Here is a 19,039-nt window from a genome sequence, read left to right as displayed (position 1 = left end):
CTGCTGGCCTTCGCGAGCCTGGTCTTCGCCCTCGCCACCTGGGCCAAGGCGGCCGGCGCCGGCGCCTGGGCCGGGTACGTCGCGGCCGCCGCCGAGGCCGGCATGGTCGGTGCGCTCGCCGACTGGTTCGCCGTCACCGCACTGTTCCGGCACCCCCTCGGCCTGCCCATCCCGCACACCGCGATCATCCCGACCAAGAAGGACCAGCTCGGCGTCTCCCTCGGGGAGTTCGTCGGGGAGAACTTCCTCTCCCCGGACGTGGTCCGCACCCGCCTCCACGCCCTCGGCATCGGCGCCCGCCTCGGCGCCTGGCTGGCCGAGCCCGCGCACGCCGACCGGGTCACCGCCGAACTGGCGACCGCGCTGCGCGGAGCCCTGACCGTACTGCGCGATTCCGATGTGCAGGCCGTCGTGGGGGAGGCCATCACCCGGCGGGCCGAGACCGCCGAGATCGCGCCCGGGATCGGCAAGACCCTGGAGCGGGTCGTCGCGGACGGCGGGCACCGCCGCGTCGTCGACCTCGTCTGCGTCAAGGCCCACGACTGGCTGGTGCTGCACGGGGACTCGGTGATGGGCGCGGTCCAGGGCGGAGCCCCGGGCTGGACCCCGCGGTTCGTGGACCGCAAGGTCGGCGAGCGCGTGTACAAGGAGCTGCTCCGCTTCCTGACGGAGATGCGGGACATGCCGGAGCACCCGGCGCGCGGGGCGGTGGACCGGTTCCTGACGGACTTCGCGGCCGACCTGCAGTCGGACACGGACACCCGGGCCCGGGTGGAGCGGCTGAAGTCCGAGATCCTCCAGCGCGGGGAGGTGCAGGAGGCGATCGCCTCCGCCTGGACCGCGATCCGGTCGATGATCATCTCGGCGGCGGAGGACGAGCAGAGCGAGCTGCGGCTGCGGGTCCGGTCGTCGCTGCTCTCGCTCGGGGCGCGGCTGGCGACGGACGGGCGGCTCCAGGACAAGGTGGAGGGCTGGATCGAAGGCGCGGTGGTGTACGTGGTGACCACCTACCGGGCGGAGATCACCTCGCTGATCACGGACACGGTGGCGGGGTGGGACGCCGAGCACACGTCGCGGAAGGTCGAGGCCCACATCGGCCGGGACCTCCAGTTCATCCGCATCAACGGCACGGTGGTCGGTGCGTTGGCCGGCCTGCTGATCTACACCCTGTCCCAGGCCTTCGGCGCCTGACGACAGCCTTCCGGATCAGTCCGGGCCGAGCCGTTCCCCCCCCCCGGGCTACCTCGAGGGGAGGCGCCCCCACCCCGGTGGCTGCTTCCTCGGCCGTGCGCCGCACGGCACCAGACGCCGCGGCCCGATCAGGCCCGATCCGGGCTGAACCGGCCCGATCCGGCCCGATTCAGCCCGATCCGAAAAGCAAGCCCTAGGCGCGGTCGGCGATGGCCCAGGAGGCGGCCGCGACCACCGTGGCGGCGCCGAGGACGGCCGGCCACGCTCCGACCTTCTTGGCCAGCGGGTGCGCGCCCGCGAAGCCGGCGAGGTACAGCGCGCCGAGCCCGGCCGCCGCGGGGGTGCCGCCGCTGCGGTGCCACTCCCGCCCGGCGGCCAGTCCTGCGGCGCCGAGCACGACACCGCCCAGCGGGCGCTTCTTGGTCCACCGGGCGACGGCGTAACCGCCGACCAGTCCGGCGGCCGCCACTGCGGAACTCGGTACGCGCACCATGCTGCCCAACTCCTCAACTCGCCCGAGGGCGTCCTCACGTCATCCGATCCGGCTGATCGGGCTGATCGGCTTCACGTCCGTCACCACGAGGCTAACGCGGGCCCTTGACCACCCGGCGTGCACCCAGCGCCCCCAGGACGAGCACCGCCCCGCCGATCACACCGTCCGGCACGGCGTCCTGCACGGCGCGCGGCAGCAGTGCCACCACGCCCAGGACGAGGAGGAAGGCGAGCACGCACCGGCCGGCCGCGCGAAGCAGTCTGTCCACGGGCTGCTCAACGCGCTCCGCCGCCGCCCGACACGGAAGGCGGGGAGGGGATTTGTCGCACACTCGCCGGATCCGTGCGATACGTGCCCCGGCAACCGGACCGGCATAAATTGACTCTCCCACCCCAAACGGGAAAAAGAGGAGCTCGGACATCGTGATCTGCTACGGACGGGCCGTCCTCGACCTCGTGGACGAACTGGTCGACGCCTATGCGGACGTCTTCTCCGCGCCACCGTGGAACGAGGGCGAAGAAACCATTCGCCAATTCGCGGTCCGCCTCCAGGCCGACAGCCGGCGCCGGGGTTTCCGTACGGCTCTCGCCCAGTCCGCGGCCGGCATCGACGGCTTCGCCACCGGCTGGATCACCCCGGCGGCGTTCCCCACCGGCCGCGGATACGCCCAGGTCGCGGCGCAGCTCGGTCCGGAGCGGGTACGGGAGCTCCTCACGGGCGCGCTGGAGATAGACGAGCTCGCCGTACGCCCCTACGCGCGCGGCCACGGCACCGGCCGGGCCCTGCTCACCGAGATCACCGCCGACGCCCCGGACCGGCGGGCCTGGCTGCTGACCTCCCGGCTGGCCACCGACACCGTGGCCACGTACCGGCGTCTGGGCTGGCACGAGGTCACCGCCCTGCCGGGCACGCGGACGGGGGTGATCGTCTTCCTGTCCCCGGACCACCCGGGCCGCTAGGAGTCCCCGCCGATCATGCCGGGCATACCCGCGGCATGATCACACCGAAGCCGCTGCTGCGCAGGCAACTCAACCTGGCCACCCGCCACCAGCTCGCCGCGTCCGGCATCCCGGACGGCACCATCACCTCCCGCACCCGCCCGGGCGGGCCCTGGCAGCGGTTACTGCCCCGGGTCTACCTCCTGCAGACCGGACCCCCGGACCACCGTCAACGCGCCCTCGCCGCCGTCCTGTACGCCGCCGAGCCCGCCGCGGACCCGCTGTCCGGCGAGACCGCCGTCCTCACCGGCGGCGCGGCCCTGGCCCTGCTCGGCATCCGCGACGTCCCGCCCACCCCCGCCGACGTCCTGGTCCGCGCCCCCCGCCGGCTCACCGGCACCCCGGAGGTCCGCCCGCTGGCCACCGCCCGCTGGCCGCGCACCATCGCGGTCTCCGGGATCCCGAGCACCCGCCCGGTGCGCGCGGCGGCCGACTTCGCCTCCCGGGCCGGCGATCCGGTGCGGATCCGCTCGACGCTGGCGCACGTGGTCCAGGCGGGCTGGTGCCACCCCCAGGACCTGCACGCCGAGCTCCGGGAGGCCCGCCTCCTGACCCGCCCGGAGATCCGCGCCGCCGCGTCGGAGCTGGTCGCCGGGGTCCGCTCGATCGCCGAGGCCCTGGCCCGGGACACCCTCACGGCGACGGACCTGCCGACCCCGCTGTGGAACGCCCGCCTCTACACCCCGGACGGCACCTTCCTGGCCAGCCCGGACGCGTACTGGCCGGACGAGGGCGTGGCCCTGGAGATCGACTCGGCGGAGTACCACTACACCCGCGACGCCTGGCACGCCACCCTCCGGCGCCGCCTGCGCCTGGAGTCCCACGGCATCCTGGTGGTCAGCGCGACCCCGTCGATGATCCGCGACACCCCCACGGAGGTCATCACGGCCCTCCGCACCCTCCTCACCCTCACGACGCCCCGCCCCACCCCACCCACGGCCCAGGCCCGCGGCCACCAACAGCTGTCCCTTCCTCTCGGGTGGTGATCAAGCGGTTCGGGGCGGCGACAATGGATGCGTGGAGACACTCGAGACGACGGCCGTCGTGCGTCGGCGCATGAGCCGCCAGAAGAGCCGCAACACCGGGGTCGAGGTTGCCCTGCGCAAGCTGTTGCATGGCTCCGGGCTGCGGTACAGGATTCACCGGCGCCCGGTGAAGGGCGTTCGCCGGGAGGCGGACATCGTGTTCGGGCCCGCGCGTGTGGCGGTCTTCGTCGACGGTTGCTTTTGGCACGGTTGCCCGGAGCATGCGACCTGGCCTCGGAACAACGCGGACTTCTGGAGGAAGAAGATCGAAGGCAACCGGAGCCGAGACCTCGATACGGATGCCCGCCTTTCCGAAGCCGGCTGGCTTTCCGTGCGGATCTGGGAGCACGACGATCCGGCCGAAGCAGCGAAGCGGGTCATCGCCAGGGTCGCGGAACGTCGTGAGGCGCTCGGTGCCCCTGTGAGAAATGGCCGCGGCGAAGTTATTTGACAGAGAGAGGATGTCAAATCCCGCTGCTAGGCTTCCCATTGCCGATCGTCTTGCATGGCGGTGTCGGGGGAGGGGGTCCGTGGGAGTGGGCGGCGAGGAGTTCGGTCCTTGGCTGACACATCAGTTGAGTCGGGTGGACATATCCCAGGCCGAACTGGCCGACCGTGTGGGCCTCACACGCGCGGCTGTTTCTGCTTGGGTGAACGGCCGTTCGGAACCCAGGGATGACACGAAACGGCTCCTCGCCGAGGTATTCGGAACGGATGCGGCATCTCTGGAGGCCCGCGTGAGTGACGTCACCACCACTTTGCCCCTGCGTTGGCACCACCGATTGGCGCATGCCGACGGCGGCCGCGAGTACGGAAACGCCGCCGCCTTCGCCTTCGACGCAGACATGGCGGTCCTCACCCGCGAAGCCACCCAGAACTCGCTCGACGAACGACTGGACACGGGTGCCCCGGTCAGGGTCGAATACACGCTCCAGGAGCTCACTGGCAGCCGCTTGAAGAAATTCCTCGACGCGCTGCACTGGGACGAGCTCCTCCCGCACTACGAGCACGCTGCGGGCGCGCCGCAGAAGGTGTCTCGGAGTCTTCGCGCGGCGCTGGACGACCTCGCGACCGAGAATTCCCTTCTCCTGCTTCGGGTGGACGACTACAACGCGACCGGCCTCACCGGCCCGGAGTACGCGGACGGCCGCTTCGCGGCAGTAGTCAGGCGACAGCTGGACAGCCACAAGGCATCCGGCAGTCGAGCCGGCGGCTCGTACGGCCTGGGCAAGGCCACGCTCTGGGCGACCAGCCGTTTCGGTCTGGTTCTCGTCAACTCCACTCTGTCCGAGGCACACGAGGGACGGACCGAGCGACGGGTGATCGGTCGACTCGACCTTCCGTGGCACGAGGTCGACGGTGCCGCCTACGCCGGGCCCGCCTGGTTCGGCGAGCCCGACACCGCCCCGGATCACAGAAACGTGGCCCGTTCGTGGTGGGCCACCGAAGACACCGTGCGGGACCTGCATCTCGAACGCAGCGGCGCCGCCCCCGGCACATCGTTCCTCATCGTCGGCGCTCATGACCGGTCGGGTGACGCCGAGGACCTTCGCGATATTCACGACAAGCTCGTCCGGTCCTTGGCGGACGGGTTCTGGGCTGCCATGGTCGGCGGCCGGCGGGCCGGTCCGTCGCTGGAGGCGACCGTGCGGACCCTGAGGGACGGCCAAGTGGTCGTTCCCGAGGAGCGGGTCGATCCCTTCGCGAGGCATCCTGCTCTGTGCCGGGCTCTCCGGGCGTACCTCGACGAGGAGACGGTCGACGGGCTCACCTCCGAGGAACAGGTGGCCGCGGTCGAGGTCCCGATCGTGGTGTCGCCTCGCAAGGGGCAGGTTGGGGAGAGGGGGATCCGGCACGCTGCGGTGCTGCTGCTGACGCCCGCTGCCGACGGGGACGAGAAGCACAGCCGGGTCGTGTGCATGCGGGGCAACCGCATGACGATCACCGAGCATCGCCCGCGGGAGCTGCCTCCGGGCTCCATCCCGTTCCAAGCGGTGCTCCTTGCCGGCTATGCGACCGAGCGGGATGGGCAGGACGTCGCTCTTGCCGAGGAGTTCCTGCGGGCGTCGGAACCGCCGGAACACGATCGATGGGATCGAACCGAGGAACTCACCTCGCTGTACGCGCGGGGGGCGATCACTCGGCTTAAGGAGTTTCGGGCCGAGATCGACGCGGCCGTACGAGGCTTGGTTCAGCGGGAGACAGCACCGCGTGCGGAAGGTCCGGCGGGATTGCGGGAACTGCTGCGGCTGGACTACAGCGGACCCACGCAGCGCCGTTCCGCGCCTTTCCCCATCGTGGACCGGCTCGACGCCAGGCTGGAGCCGTCCGGAGCGTGGAGCGTGACCGTGACGGTGAAGCTTCCCGATGCCGATGACCCTTGGCTGCTGACGCCGGTCGCGAAGTTCGACGTGCGTTCGGGTGGAAGGCCGGTGGTCGACTGGGCGAGCTTGGTCGCCATGGACAACTGCCGCCTCGAGCGCGGCAATCTCGTCGTCGATGCCGGAGTGCGTCGGGCAGAATTCCACGCTGTCACCGACCCGGCCACACACCCTGTGCGCGGGGCTTTGGCCCGTCTCGTCGTCGAGGTCCAGAAGGCTCGTGGAGGTGTCGTGTGACCGTTGCCTTCCCCTACCCCGTACTCTTCGGCGACGTGACCGTCAGAGTCCTGTCAGCGAGGGTCGACGGTGATGAGCTCCCTTACACGATGATCTCCGCGTCGGACGGGACCGTAGCCCTCCACCGGTCTGGGCGCGATTCCTGGGAACGGGCCCGACTCCGGGTCGCAGTCGATTTTCCGCAGGGCGAGTTGGCCGAGGGTCCTTGGTCGGATGTCGTTTTCCTCGCGGTCCTGTCCGAGAAGTCCACCAATGCCCGGACGACCGCTGTACTGAAGCGGACGGACGACGGGACCGTCGAGGGCACAGTCGAGTTGGACCGAGCACGTCACCGCGACCGGGTGACGCTGGCCGTATCCGTGGTCGCGACCGTCGGCGATGTTTCGGGACGTCTGATCGGCTCCACCAAGGACTCCTGGTACGTCGATCTTCGGGCGTCGGCGCCGGAGCGTCGTCAGGAGATCGAGATCGTCGAGGCCGACTTCCGTGAGGGCGAGCACGAGTGGCTGCGCGCTTACCAGGAATCGGCCTGGGTCGTCGATACAACCGGTGACATGCCCACGGTCTACCTGAACACCGGTTCCGTGGAGGGGCTGATGGCGCTCCTGCACAGCCGTGGGGGGATGCCGTCCGAGCGCGCATTCCGGGACATGACCCACAGCATGATTGCCCAGGATGCCTGGATCGCCATGTTCCACAGTGCGGCGGGCGATCTGGACACGGACGAGGACGGGACGCCGATCATGCCGAGCGGCTGGCGGGAGGCCGTTCTGCGGTCCATGTTGCCGGACGTGCTGCCGGGGCAGCAGCCCGCCGACGCCCTGCACGAAATTCTGCAGCGTCGGGAGAAGGGCTACGGCTGGGCGGAGCTTCAGACAAGCGTGCAATTCGCGGCAGGTCGGCGCAGCCGCAACACCCGGCATCTGACGACCGCGGTCCGCTCGTTGGGCGCCGCAGGCGAGGCAGGAGAGCACCGGTGAGCCGGAGGATCGACGACATCCCGTCTGCTCTTGGGCTGCTGCCCGACATGGCGGCTGCCCGGCACCTGTCCCTGGTCGTGCAGACCGGGGAACAGCGACCTCCGCAGGTTGCGCTCCGCCGGGCATCGGAGGCGCTCGGAAGCGCCCGACGGTGGCAGGCAGAGCCTGTGCGAGAGCTGGTCGACAAGGCCATGGAGCGTTTTGACGTGCGGCGAACCGAGGCCGACGGCTGGTTGGCCCCGCGTCTGCACGCGACCTTGCGCATGACGCGCGCGGAGGCCGCCGACAGCCGGCTGTGGAACTTCCTCGCGATGGTCGTGGCTCCCGACTACGTGGTCTGGCGCCATCGGGGTGCAGACTCGGACGGGGAGCGGGGAACAGTGCCGGCGGCTCGTTTCCGAGGAGCGCACTACACGCAGGCGTTCTCGCGTCTGTGGTGGGCGGCGGAGTTGTTCCGCAACGGTTCCGACTACGGCCCGGTGGAGGGCGTGTGCCGGATCCAGGACTTCCTCCAGACCACGATGCGCATGGACGTGGTCGACCACAGGCCGACGGCCCAGGCGATGCTGAGGGTCATCGAAGGCCGCCTCGCGAAGGGAGCCGCGCGCCCCGGGGATCAGGTCAACGCCCTTTCCGCAGCAGTCAATGCAGCGGGAAGCACTCTGGTGTACGACGTGTTGGCGCCTGACGAGACACCGGACATCGATGCCCTGCGGGACTGGATCGACGACTCGGAGGACGCCCCGCAGGTGCCCTGGGACACCCTGCCCGACGGGCCGGACGACGGACGGGTACCGAGCCGCTCGATCGACGATCTGATCCCGGTTTTCGAGCGGCTCCTGGACGAGGCACCGCTGCGCGACCGATCGAGGCGGCGGAGTGTCCCGGCGGCCCGCCTTCCCGAGGGAGTGTCGCTGGTGAAGGCGACCGACGGACACTGACTGCCGGGAACCGGAAGGTCAGTCCTGGTCCACGAGGAATCGGTGGATCGACTCGGCCAGTGCCCGGCCCAGTCCGACGGGCACAGCGTTGCCGATCTGACGCGCGATGTCCGTCTTCGTCCCGAACCACTTGAACCCCTCGGGGAAGCCTTGAATCAGCGCCGCCTCGTAGTGCGTGATGGGACGAGGTTCCCGGGGATGCAAATAGCGCCCCTTCTCCGGCTTGTAGAACTCGGTGCGAATGGTGACCGAGGGCGAGTTCACTCGAAGGCGTCCCATTACATCGCCCGAACCGGAATTGTGATTGTCCCAGCTGTCCGTCGAGAGGTAGTGCTCCTCAGTCTTCAGGCGTCGATATCCGGGCTCGGTTGAGAGTACGATTTCATTCTTTCCGTTGAGTCGGTAGTGGATTCCTCGGAGATTCTTGCGATTCCCACCCGGAGGGATCGCCGCGTATCGGGCCCTGGAAAGTTCGACCGGATTGCGTCCGAAATGGAGATCGGTCGTGAGGTAGTGGCCCGGTACGCCGTGCGCGAGCGGATCCTCTCCCTCGCGAGGTTCGCGAAGACGGGTCTCGACCTGAAGCTTTTCGGACCTCTGGAAGATCCCTTCCACCGAAACCCAGCGGGGCTTGCGAGATCCGGCGCCCTCGGGCCGGAAGAGCGCAGCCTGCGCGTCGGCGGCGGCCTCGGACTCGTATCCGTTCTTGTCGTGGGTCGTCTCGGGGTGGTGGAGCGGCGTCTTGAAGTCCTTGTGCGTGCAGATGACTATGACCCGCTTGCGAGCCTGCGGAACACCGTAATCGGCGGCATTCAGCAGGGCCGGGATCACGGTGTAGTCATGCAACGGATGTCCGGGGGTGTTCGACGCGGTGCACAGGTCCCGGTACTGCGCGGATTTCAGGAACCGGTCGACGTTCTCGATGACGAACAGCTTGGGGTGAACCTTGGAGACGACGCGGACGTACTCCTGCCAGAGATCGTTGCGCGGATCGTCGGGGTCCTCCTTGCCGAGACCGGAGAAGCCCTGGCAGGGCGGACCGCCCATGATCACGTCGACCTGCCCCTTGAAGGGCGTGGGATCGAACAGCGCGATGTCGCCGGGGTAGACGTGTGCCCCGCCAAAATTGGCTGCGTAGGTCGACGCGGCGGCCGCATCGAACTCGACGGCCGCTACGGAGGTGAACGGGTTCTCCCCCACTTCCGGCGCATACGCTCCAAAACCGGCAGAAAAACCGCCAGCCCCGGCGAACAGATCCATCACCTTGATCTGCCCGGATTGTGATGTGGGGGGCTGCGTGCTGGTCATGAGGGCCAAGTGTAGTCACCGCCGACGCTGTGATCATGGGCTCGTCGGAGTCCGGGACGAAGACTCAGGCGCGGAGTGCCGCGGCGATCGCCGCTCCCAGGGCGTGCCCCACGGGCGGAGGTGACGCGTGTCCGATTTGGCGATACCGAGCCGTCTTGCGACCGGCGAACGTCCAGTCGGCGGGGAACGACTGCAAAATTGCCGCCTGTTCCACGGTGAGTGCCGGCATGCCCTTTCGTCCCAGGGCGGGGTCCCACACGAAGGATGCGTCCGGCACGGCGTCGGCCACGGTGCCGCCGTCGATGCCCATGCGGGCCCATGCCGCCTTCGTTCCCTTCGGGCCGAGGTCGCCACCACCGCGGTTCCACGACCCTCCGACGAGGGTGCGGGCCGGCTCGTTCGCCTGTCGGGCCCATCGTTCGGCCTCAGGCCAGCCACGGGCCTGCATTGAGGGGCCCAGCGCCTCCCCGACCGTTCGATGGTGCTCCACGGTCGGCGCAGGTTTCAGGAACGCGTCCAGTGCATCGCCTTTGAACGCGACCAGGATCCCCTGGAGGCGAACCTGCGGCACCCCGAAATCGGCGGCGTTGAGCACGAACCACCGGTACCGATACCCGAGATGGTCCAGCTCCGCGGCAATGTGATCACGAACCGGCTGGTACTCAGGCCTGGTCACCAGGTGCGGAACGTTCTCGAGGAGCACCGCTCGCGGCTGTACGCCGTGCAGCAGCAGCATGGTCGCCTTGAGCAGTTTGGTCTCGGCGTCACTGTCCCTCCGGTTGACGGAGGCCGTCGCCTTGACCCGGGGGAGCCCGGCAGACAACAAGTCGACGTCGTACGTCTGCGTGTGCTCTGACGGGTCGAAGGACAGCAGATCCGTCTCGTGCACGTCCCACTGCGGCCGGTTCAGTCGGAGCGTCTCGCACGCGACGTCCCGGTTGTCGAGAACGATCACCGGGTCGAATCCGGCTCGCTCCAACCCGAGTGTCAGGCCCCCCGCGCCGGAGCATACGTCCAGGGAGCGCAAGCGCTCCCGTCCCGACTCGTTCATCCCGCCCCCGGTGATCTCCGTCGCCCCCTCCACGTGCAGATCAACCGTGGTCGATCTCCGTGACGTCGATGATCGCATCAGCGGTCGGGGAGATCGTCGTGAATTGGACAACCTGGCCGTTGGCACTGTGGGCGGAGGCAGGCGCCACGAACGAGAAGGCCAACACGATCTTGCCCGGATCGATGCGCTCGCCGTCGAACGCATCTCGGTGAAGGCGCTCCACGATCGGATAGAGCACCAGCGCCCCCCTTCGGTCCGCGACCAGGGACTCCGTCGTCGGGTCACCGGAGTGGCCCAGCGCACCGGCGATGCGGTGCGCCACCCCGCGGTGCTTCTTGTCACTGATCGCGCCGAAGAGGCCGTGGCGGTCCCGTCGGCGGTCCCGCTCGAACCAGGAGTACCGACGCCCCTCCGAGCCGAGCCTCAGGGCTTTCCCGTGGGCACCTGCGTGCTGTGGCGCGAGCACCACCCAGTCTTCGACGAGACCGTTCTTGGTGATCTCCTCGATGTAGCGCAGATGCGGGGAGAAGTGCTCAGGATGCTCCCATTCCAGGCGGCCGAGGACCGACAGCAGGCCGTCGGCAGGGAGAGTTCCGGTCAGCGCGCGGTAGCGGTGGACCGTGTTCTCCTGCGTGAAGTGGTACGCGTACGTGGCCGCGTCCCGGTCGAGGGACTCGAGCACGGGTACCCACAGCTCGGTGTTGCGAACGAGGGAGGCCCTCTTCTGCGGGTAGGCCGTCGGTTCCTCCCATCGCCCGGCGGACCGCACCAACTTCAGGCGCGCGTTGTACATCTTGTTGGGGCTCGTCGGCTTCAACCACGGAAGGTGTTGCGACACCAACGGCGGAACCTGTGCCGGAGTGATCTGCGGGTATCCGTCCACCAGCACCGCGTAGCGTTCCAGTTCGCCGCGGAACGACTCCTCGTCCAGGCACAGCGCGTGGAACGCGGCGTACAGGTCGATCTCCTTGTCGCGCATGACCTCGCTGCGTCCCAGGTAGAGACGGACGAGGTCACGGTAGCCGCGCCGAAAGCCGAACCAGCGACCCATCTGCATCAGCGATGACGCGTTTCCCGCCCTCCGTCGGAAGTAGGAGACGGTGAGACCTTCCACGGTGAAACCGCGGGCGAGCAGCTGACCGCCGATGAGGATCTTCCAGATCGGCCGTTTGTCGAAGTCGGCTTCACCGGTCTCCAGATCCTTGTCGCCGTTGACGACGATGACCGGTTTGCCGTCCCTGCCGATGCGCATGGCCGCGACACCGACAAAGGGCATCAGATCCTCGTACGTCGCGGGCACGGCATGGCCGTCGGCGCGTACGGCGGACACCGGGGCGATGTCGGTCTCGAACAGCTTGCGGAGGCGGGCGTGGCCACGGGGCCCGGTGTACCCGGCGTTGTCCCAAAGGCCGAGGATCCTGTCGTGCAGCTCTCTGTGGTCGTTCGTGCGCACGGACTCGTGAACCAGCATCGTGTGGTGCTCGAAGTGGCCGTCCTCGAGCCCGTCGACGCGTTCCCGGTACAGCTTCACGGCGGCCGTGAGGACGAACATGTCCATGGCCTCCTGAAGACACGTGTCGTCGTCATTGGCGCCGGCGCCGATGACACGGACGTGCGCCTTCTCGTTGGAGTTGGCGAATGTTGCCTCGCCCGGTTCCAGCGCGGAGTCCAGGTCGTGGAAGTCACGGGCGCCCATGTACCCGGCCGGGCGCGGCAGAGAGAGGATGAAATCCTTGGGGAAGATGTCCTCGGTGTCGCTCGGATCCACGAAGACGTTGGCGAACGGGGTCGCCGTGTAGCCCACGTACTGGGAGCGCGGAAGCATTCTCAGGAGCTTCGCGATCTGCTCGTTGATGGCGCTCCGCTTCTCCACCTCCGGTTTGGTCGTGTTGACGGATGCCTCGTCCGACTCGTCGTCGATGATCAGAACGGGGATCTGGTCGAGTGGAGTCTTGATCTTGCCGAGATCCTTGACCAGCTTCGCGAGCACGGTCTTGTTCTTCTTCACGACCATGAGCCGAGCCGCGCAGCCGTGGAGGTTGTCGGGGTCGTACAGCGGCCGACCGGGCTTGTGCTTGTGGAACTCCAACGCGGTGATGCCTTGGAGCAGGCTCTTGTAGTCGTTGTCGCGCGTGGTCATCCGGACGATGTCGAACGCACCGAGGGCCGACGGAAGGTCCCCGAAGGCGAGGAACCGTCCCTCCCGCCAGGCCGGGTCGTCGGCATAGTCCGACTCCGATTCGGCGCTGCCTCGGAGGATGTTCTCTCGGCCCACGAGCTCCATGTCCAGTCGCCGCTGTGTCTGGGCCCTGAGTGTGTTGATGGTGCCGCCGAGGACGATCACGAGGCGATACCCGGCGTCGAACGCCTTCGCGATCACGCCGGTGAAGTTCGCCGTCTTGCCCGACTGCACGTACCCCACGACGAGGCCCTTGGACTGGTAGGCCTCCTCTCCGGTCGGATCGGAGAGCCGCTCGACCACTCGGTCGGTGGCGGTGTCCAGATCGGCGACGGCCTGTGCGGACCAACCCTTGTCCGTGAGCAGCCGGCGATACGCAGGCCAGTAGTAAGAGCGGCTGCGCTGCGACTCCGGGGTGTACCAAGGTGTGAAGGTGTCACTGATGACCACGGGGCCCGCAGCCTTCACCACAGGGATGAGATTGTCGAGGAGGGCGCAGGTGGCACGCTCGATCCTCAGCAGACCGTAGACCTCCGCCCGCCGTTCATCGGTACGCGGTGAGGTCGTTGACCAGGCGGGCGCCTCGGCGTAGTCCCACGTGGTGAGTTGGCGTCGCCAGAGCTCGACCAATCGGTCGGTGGCGTGGGCCGACGACAGAGCCGTTCGGAAGTCCGTTTCCGTGGCGTGAGCCTCTGCCTCCGGAGCCATGTCGTCGACTTGATAGGCGAGTGCCTTCTCGAGGCCTTTCGGTCGACTGCCGTCCAGGTCGGCCAACACGGCGCAGTGCAGTTCGAGTCGCAGCTCGTCGGGGGCGGTCATCGTGGGTCCTCGGTTCGTCACGGGAGGCGGAAGTCGGTCAGGTCAACCGGAGCCCCCGGCTCAGGGGACAGGTGATTCAGGCGTATGCGGTAGTCGACCGAAAGAATGTGATCGCGCATATCCGGCGGCAGCATGGCCTGGGTGAGACGCGGAACCCTGTCGGCGGGGACGAGAAGCGGGTCGCCACGCAAGGTCCACCGTTCGTCGTCCTGCTTGGTCGGGCTCCAACCGCATCGATCGATGGCTGCTTCGAGACGTGCACCGGCGATGTGGCTCGCGGCGTGGGCGTCCCGGGCGACGGCGGCCACGGACTCGCCCAGGGTCCGACCGCCGGCGCCGCCACGGGTCACCTGCAGGGAAGCCAGCCAGAGCGGGCGCCCGGGCGATTCCTCGAGCTGACGAATGCCGTGCACGGTGTGCTGCCGGTCCTCGGACGAGGTCGTCTTCACCTCCACGTCCGAGTCGGGCAGGCCGAAATCGTGCTGCTCTCCCCGTGGCCCGGTCCAGGCGTCGACCGCAGTCTCCCAGCCCAGTGCACGGGCCACCGCGCGCAGCACTGCCAGCTCGCCGTGCAGGCCGATGCGTTGTTCGGCTCCGAGGCCGCGGGGCCGATGAAGGAGCCCGGCCCAGGCGTCGACGGTCTCGTCCAGTGCCCGCCCCAGGTCACGGTCGCCGGTGACGACTCGATCGGCGACCGCCATGAGCAGATCATGGAAGTCGCGCATGAGCTCGGTCTGGGTTGTGCGGACGCGGGCCATCCGCTTGCCGCGGTGGGCCACCTGATCGATCGTGATCGACGGTACGGGAGGCCGTGGCGGCGACTGGTTCCGGGCCAGCTCGACATGGAGTGAGATCCCGTGGCCACCGTCGCCTATCTCGTAGGAGACCAGTCGCTTCGACCCGGGCGGCGACAGGGGGTAGCTGGTCCCCTGCCGTACGCCGAGATAGTGCTCGACGGTGGACCAGGCGAGCTGCGGGAACGATGCGGGGTCATTCATCGTCGGCCATGCGCTCCAGCTCGGCGCGTGCTGCGGCGACCAGGATGGACTGCCACAGCTGGAGGTTGTCCTTCTCCCTTGAGCCGCTGTACTCCTTCTCGAAAACCTGGTGCAGCAGCAGGAACATCAGCGACTTGACCGTCGGGGCGTCGTTGAGCCCGCCACGTCGCCCACCAAGCACAGCGGAACGGTAGTGCTGGTTGAGCACGATGACCCGATCCTCACGGTCGATGTCGAAGAAGTTCCCGTTGTCGAGCTTCTGCCAACGGACGGAGATGGGCTCCTCGCCCTGCAGCACGGGGAGCTCGTCCTCCATGGCCTCGCGCAGCGAGGGGTCGAATCCCTTTCCCGGTCCGATCACAGCCTTGCGCGTCGTGCCGGCCCTCCTCCGGGCCTCTCGGTACGCGGTATCGGCGGCGCCGATGTACTCGGTGAAAGGACGCCCCTCCGTGTCGACTGCCTCGTTCAGGGCGTCTGCGAATTCCGGAGAAGTATCGACTCCCTCCTTCTTCACAGTGAGCCGGAAGACGTCGTCTGCCGTGTCGGGCAGGTCGACGGCCACGCGCGCAAGTGAGAGGTATTGGTCGGGCTGTCGGAAGTTGTTCCAGCCACCCGCCTGGACCAGGCGGTTGTGGCGGTAAAAGTAGAACCCCTGCCGGTCCAGCACGGAGCCGACCGCCTTGTACTCGTCCAGGGTGGACTTTGCGGGCCAGACATGCGCGCGGAGGGGCACGTCGCCCACCGAAGGGATCGAGGCGGTGAAGGTCCTCGGGTATTCGGGGTGCCCGGCCTTGGGGTATCCGAAGGGGTCCAGCGGGTCGACTCCGAAGTTCATGTATTCGAGGCCGGTGTTGACGTCCTCAACGGCGATCGTGATGTTGAAGTCGTCTCGGGCGAGAAAGCGATGGAGGCAAAGCCCCAGCTGCAGCCCCAGTCGATTGATCGTGCGATGCAGATAGCGGTCGGTTTGTCCCCCTCCGCCGTGCTGGGGGAAGTTCTTGACCCCGTCCCAGCGGATGACCGTGCCCTGCCAGACGATAGGCCGCTCGGAGTAGCGGTCGATCAGCGTCTGTGCGTAGTCGGGGTCGACGATGTCGCATTGGTGGCCGCTCACGGCACGCTCCATGAGCCACCGCCGTCCCACTGCTCGGGTGCGACGCGTCTTGGTCACGACGGTGACCGCGGAGGCATGACTCAGCGAGGCCGATTTCAGACCGGTTCCGAACATGCCCAATGCCTTCGCGTCGTAGTCGCGCCGACCCCCGACGGTCATGGCGACGTCGAGCTCCTCCTCGGTCATGCCCTTGCCGTCATCGATCACGAGCAGACTCACGAGCCGGTCGGCATCCCGCAGAAAGTGGATCACCACGTCGCGCGCACCGGCGTCGATCGAGTTGTCGACCAGGTCGGCGATCGCCGCCTCGAACCCGTATCCCTGGCTGCTCAGCGCCTTCATGTAGCGGGCATCCGGGGGAAGGTGTTTGGTTCCGTTGGTCGGTACCTCGAACTGCCAACGATCGGTCATTTCCTGCCCTGAAGTCGATCCGTGTCTGGCATGAGAGTAGTGCTCATGCCAGACCGTTGGGCAGGGGAAATGGCGAACGGTATCGGGCCCGTCGCAGAGGGCGCACGCTCAGGAGCCGTGGCACTCCGCGTACGGCTTTTCCGATGTGCACCAGCAGGGGGAGTTGGGGGTGGGGGGCCAGGGGGTGGCCTTGCCGCGGGCGGCCAGGGTCGTGGCGTATTCCGGGAGGAGGGACGGGGAGGCCGGGGAGGTCTTCTCGGATGCTGCGAAGGCCTCGTACGACGGGACGCTCGCCGTCACGATGCCCAGGTTCGTCGTGCCCGATGCCGCCAGGGCGCGCAGGGACGCCTCGATGTGCGTGAGGTGCGCCGCGTGGGTGGGGTACTCCGCCGCCAGGGTGGGGTACGACGTGAGGAGTTCGGCCAGTTCGCGGGCCGGCCAGTGGAGGATGGCCACCGGGAACGGGCGGGACAGGGCGGCCCGGCGGTCGCCCAGCTCCGCGCGCAGGCGGGCGATCTCGGCGCGCAGCTCGGCCGGGTCGTCGGAGCCGAGGGCCCAGATGCGCTTGGGGTCGTGGAGTTCGTCCAGCGGGATCGGGCCGATGTGGCGGGTGTCGGCGACCATGTCCCAGTCGTCGTGCGGGAGTCCGAGCAGGCGGCGGACCCGGTGGCGGCCGGTGAGCAGCGCCGTGGTGGCCGGGGTGAGGGGGGTGTCCTCCGTGATCAGGAGGGTGGCCGCCTGGGTGAAGCACTCCTCCGACGCGGTCAACTCGTCGTGCGTTTCGAGCGCTTCCGCGATGACCTCCCAGGGCGCCGGGTCCGCGGGGGCCGCCGAGCGGATGCCCTGGATGAGGGCGCGGGCCTCGGGCTCGTGGCCGTACTCCCACAGGTTCGCCGCCTGGAGCGCCTTGATCAGGTGCGGGTCGGCGGGCGAGGCGGCGAGGAGTTGGTCGTACAGCGCGCTGGCGCGTTCCCGGGCGTCGCCCAGTTCGAGGTGGGCCGCGGCCTGGAGGAGCAGGGGCTCCTGGTCCTCGGGGTAACGGGTCGCCGTGCGGATGAGGCGCTCGGCTTCGGCGATGTGCTCGGCAGGCGTGTCAGGGCGCATGGTTCACACCGTACTGCGGCTGGTCTGTTGACGGGGGAGGTCTTAAGGTGCGGCCCGTGCGGGATCACATGCGTGTGGTGGTGCAGGGGGGTGGCCGGCGGGGGCGCCGGCCCGGTCTCGCCGGGGTGCTGTGGGGTGCCGCCGAACTGACCGTCACGGTGGGCGTGGTGGTGTTGTTGCTGGTGGTGCATCAGGTGTGGTGGACCAACCGGCAGGCCCTGGCCGCCGCGCACGAGCAGGTCCGCGAGCTGGAGAGGGAGTGGGCCGGGTCTTCCCCTTCCCCCGCTCCTGACGCCCTTCCTCCTTCGTCTTCTGAGTCTTCCTCGGCACCCTCCGCTCCCTCGGCGTCCTCGTCCTCTTCGGACTCCTCCTTCCCGTCCGGCTCGTCTCCCGCTTCCGCCGGCCGCTCCGCGCCGCCCGCGCAGCAGTCGGCGTACGGGGTGCTGCGGATCCCCCGGATCGGGGTCGTCGTGCCCATCGCGCAGGGCGTCGACAAACGCACCGTGCTGGACAAGGGGTACGTCGGGCACTACCCCGGGACCGCGCAGCCCGGGGCGGAGGGGAACTTCGCGCTCGCCGGGCACCGCAACACCCACGGCGAGCCGTTCCGGTACGTCAACCGGCTGCGGGCCGGGGACGAGCTGACCGTGGAGGTACGGGGGCAGCGGTACACGTACGCGGTGGGGAAGATCCTGGCGGAGACCAGCGAACGGGACACCGGCGTGATCGCGCCCGTGCCGCGGAGCACGGTCCGGCCCGAGTACGGGTACGGCGAGCCCGGCGCGTACATCACGCTCACCACCTGCACGCCCGAATACACCTCCGCACATCGGCTCGTGGTCTGGGGAACCCTCAAGCGCTAACCTGCGTTCTTGTCTTCGGTGGGCAACCGGTCTCGGGTGGGAAGGAGGGGCATCGCATGGTTCGGCACGATCGTGGGCGGCTGCTGATGCCCCTGCTGCTGTTCGCCGGGCTCCTCGGGCTCCTCACCTTCCTCGGGATGTCCGCAGGGGAGCCGGGGAGCGGGCTGGGTGCCGTCGTGGTCGCCCTCGCCGCCACCGTCGCCGTGGGCGCCGCCGCCCTGGCCGCCCGGCTCGTACGGCCCGTGCCGCCGCACCGCATACGCACCGCGATCCGTGATCGCGAGCAGCGCACGGCGTTCCTGCCGCAGCGTGATCCCGATGCCTCGGGCCGGTCGCGGCCCAGGGCGCCCGGTCGTCTCGTACCGACGGCCGCGTAGGGGCGCCCCTTCCTCCTGTTGTCGCGAGCTCGCTGCCGTGAGCTCGCTGTCGTGAGTTGCTGCGCCCCTCGTGGGTCGTCGCGCCGAAATGCAGTTCTTTTCGACGTTCGACGAGACCCTTCGGAGGGCCCCCGTGTCCGTTTTCACCCGCCTTGTTGCCGACCTGAGCCGGCTCCTGGAACCCGTGCTGGCCGAGTCCGCGACCGCCGTCGCGATCGTGCTGTTCACCGTGCTCGTACGGCTCGCCCTGCATCCGCTGAACCGGGCCGCGTTCCGCGGTGCGACCCCGCTGGCCGGCATCCTGCCCGTACTGCTCCAGCTGCCGGTGTTCTTCCTCATGTACCGGGCCTTCTCCTCGTCCGGCGAGCTGCTGGACCACCGGCTGTTCGCCGCGCCGCTCGGGGCCCGCTGGAGTGATGCCCTCGGAGCGGGCGGCCTCCTCGGGGCGCAGGGGCTCGTGTTCCTGGGGCTGTTCGCGGCCGTCGCCGCGGTCGCCGCGTGCAGTGCGGTACGGGGGCGGCGTGGGGCCGCCCCGGCCGCCCGCGCCCCCCCCCCCCCCCGACCCCCCG

Annotated in this window: 17 protein-coding genes and 1 pseudogene; 10 read left to right on the top strand and 8 right to left on the bottom strand. The window is 69.0% G+C overall.

Translation table 11 applies throughout. The features are described 5' to 3' along the window. On the top strand, positions 1–1,191 hold a 1,191-nt coding region (locus tag ACFXA3_RS10405; RefSeq protein ID WP_385184653.1), incomplete at its 5' end, for a DUF445 domain-containing protein. A 193-nt stretch (positions 1,192–1,384) separates the two neighbouring features. On the opposite strand, the gene ACFXA3_RS10400 is transcribed toward ACFXA3_RS10405, so the two are convergent. Both ACFXA3_RS10400 and ACFXA3_RS10395 read right to left on the bottom strand, forming a co-directional pair. Next, on the bottom strand, positions 1,385–1,684 hold the full coding sequence (locus ACFXA3_RS10400; RefSeq protein ID WP_385184650.1) for a hypothetical protein: 300 nt from the start codon (positions 1,682–1,684) through the stop codon (positions 1,385–1,387). A gap of 91 nt (positions 1,685–1,775) precedes the next feature. Then, positions 1,776–1,952 (bottom strand): hypothetical protein, encoded by a 177-nt coding sequence (locus ACFXA3_RS10395; protein ID WP_159044621.1) that lies wholly within the window; start codon positions 1,950–1,952, stop codon positions 1,776–1,778. Positions 1,953–2,106: 154 nt separating this feature from the next. On the opposite strand from ACFXA3_RS10395, the gene ACFXA3_RS10390 reads away from it, so the two are divergent. Genes ACFXA3_RS10390 through ACFXA3_RS10365 form a run of 6 tightly spaced genes read left to right on the top strand, consistent with a single transcriptional unit; the run spans position 2,107 to position 8,246 of the window. Further along, positions 2,107–2,643 (top strand): GNAT family N-acetyltransferase, encoded by a 537-nt coding sequence (locus tag ACFXA3_RS10390; protein ID WP_385184646.1) that lies wholly within the window; start codon positions 2,107–2,109, stop codon positions 2,641–2,643. A 35-nt stretch (positions 2,644–2,678) separates the two neighbouring features. Beyond that, positions 2,679–3,668: a hypothetical protein gene (locus ACFXA3_RS10385; RefSeq protein WP_385184643.1), complete on the top strand. Its 990-nt coding sequence runs from the start codon at positions 2,679–2,681 to the stop codon at positions 3,666–3,668. A 31-nt stretch (positions 3,669–3,699) separates the two neighbouring features. Beyond that, the gene (locus ACFXA3_RS10380; RefSeq protein WP_385184640.1) at positions 3,700–4,158 is read left to right on the top strand and encodes a very short patch repair endonuclease; all 459 of its coding nucleotides are present in this window, start codon (positions 3,700–3,702) and stop codon (positions 4,156–4,158) included. A gap of 10 nt (positions 4,159–4,168) precedes the next feature. After that, positions 4,169–6,325, top strand: coding sequence for a helix-turn-helix transcriptional regulator (locus ACFXA3_RS10375; RefSeq protein ID WP_385184637.1), 2,157 nt, complete (start codon positions 4,169–4,171; stop codon positions 6,323–6,325). Beyond that, positions 6,322–7,305: a hypothetical protein gene (locus ACFXA3_RS10370; protein WP_385184634.1), complete on the top strand. Its 984-nt coding sequence runs from the start codon at positions 6,322–6,324 to the stop codon at positions 7,303–7,305. Before ACFXA3_RS10375 ends, ACFXA3_RS10370 begins: the two co-directional genes overlap by 4 nt. Further along, positions 7,302–8,246: a DUF6339 family protein gene (locus tag ACFXA3_RS10365; RefSeq protein ID WP_385184632.1), complete on the top strand. Its 945-nt coding sequence runs from the start codon at positions 7,302–7,304 to the stop codon at positions 8,244–8,246. The genes ACFXA3_RS10370 and ACFXA3_RS10365 overlap by 4 nt, the downstream gene beginning before the upstream one ends. Before the next feature lie 18 nt (positions 8,247–8,264). On the opposite strand, the gene ACFXA3_RS10360 is transcribed toward ACFXA3_RS10365, so the two are convergent. From ACFXA3_RS10360 to ACFXA3_RS10335, 6 genes are all read right to left on the bottom strand, one after another. Then, positions 8,265–9,554 (bottom strand): DNA cytosine methyltransferase, encoded by a 1,290-nt coding sequence (locus tag ACFXA3_RS10360; RefSeq protein ID WP_385184629.1) that lies wholly within the window; start codon positions 9,552–9,554, stop codon positions 8,265–8,267. A 64-nt stretch (positions 9,555–9,618) separates the two neighbouring features. Then, positions 9,619–10,605 carry a DNA cytosine methyltransferase gene (locus ACFXA3_RS10355; protein ID WP_385184658.1) on the bottom strand — a complete coding sequence of 329 codons (987 nt, stop codon included), beginning with the start codon at positions 10,603–10,605 and terminating at the stop codon, positions 9,619–9,621. Positions 10,606–10,645: 40 nt separating this feature from the next. Next, a complete protein-coding gene (locus ACFXA3_RS10350; protein WP_385184626.1) occupies positions 10,646–13,603 on the bottom strand; it encodes a Z1 domain-containing protein in 2,958 nt (985 codons plus the stop codon). A 17-nt stretch (positions 13,604–13,620) separates the two neighbouring features. Continuing rightward, positions 13,621–14,601: a PD-(D/E)XK motif protein gene (locus ACFXA3_RS10345; RefSeq protein ID WP_385184625.1), complete on the bottom strand. Its 981-nt coding sequence runs from the start codon at positions 14,599–14,601 to the stop codon at positions 13,621–13,623. Then, positions 14,594–16,126 (bottom strand): ATP-binding protein, encoded by a 1,533-nt coding sequence (locus tag ACFXA3_RS10340; protein WP_385184623.1) that lies wholly within the window; start codon positions 16,124–16,126, stop codon positions 14,594–14,596. Before ACFXA3_RS10340 ends, ACFXA3_RS10345 begins: the two co-directional genes overlap by 8 nt. A gap of 108 nt (positions 16,127–16,234) precedes the next feature. Further along, entirely contained in the window at positions 16,235–17,230 is a 996-nt protein-coding gene (locus tag ACFXA3_RS10335; protein WP_385184620.1) for an SEC-C metal-binding domain-containing protein, read from the bottom strand. Between the two features lie 68 nt (positions 17,231–17,298). Here ACFXA3_RS10335 and ACFXA3_RS10330 point away from each other — a divergent pair, with 68 nt between their 5' ends. The 3 genes and pseudogenes from ACFXA3_RS10330 to ACFXA3_RS10320 form a co-directional block, all read left to right on the top strand. Further along, positions 17,299–18,093: a class E sortase gene (locus tag ACFXA3_RS10330; protein WP_385184655.1), complete on the top strand. Its 795-nt coding sequence runs from the start codon at positions 17,299–17,301 to the stop codon at positions 18,091–18,093. A 56-nt stretch (positions 18,094–18,149) separates the two neighbouring features. Beyond that, positions 18,150–18,470, top strand: coding sequence for a DUF6412 domain-containing protein (locus ACFXA3_RS10325; RefSeq protein WP_385184617.1), 321 nt, complete (start codon positions 18,150–18,152; stop codon positions 18,468–18,470). A 133-nt stretch (positions 18,471–18,603) separates the two neighbouring features. After that, positions 18,604–19,039: pseudogene (locus ACFXA3_RS10320) on the top strand (hypothetical protein); the annotation flags it as partial.

This window comes from Streptomyces sp. NPDC059456, assembly GCF_042750055.1.
Taxonomy (GTDB): domain Bacteria; phylum Actinomycetota; class Actinomycetes; order Streptomycetales; family Streptomycetaceae; genus Streptomyces.
This window is presented reverse-complemented; position numbering and strand designations above follow the sequence as displayed.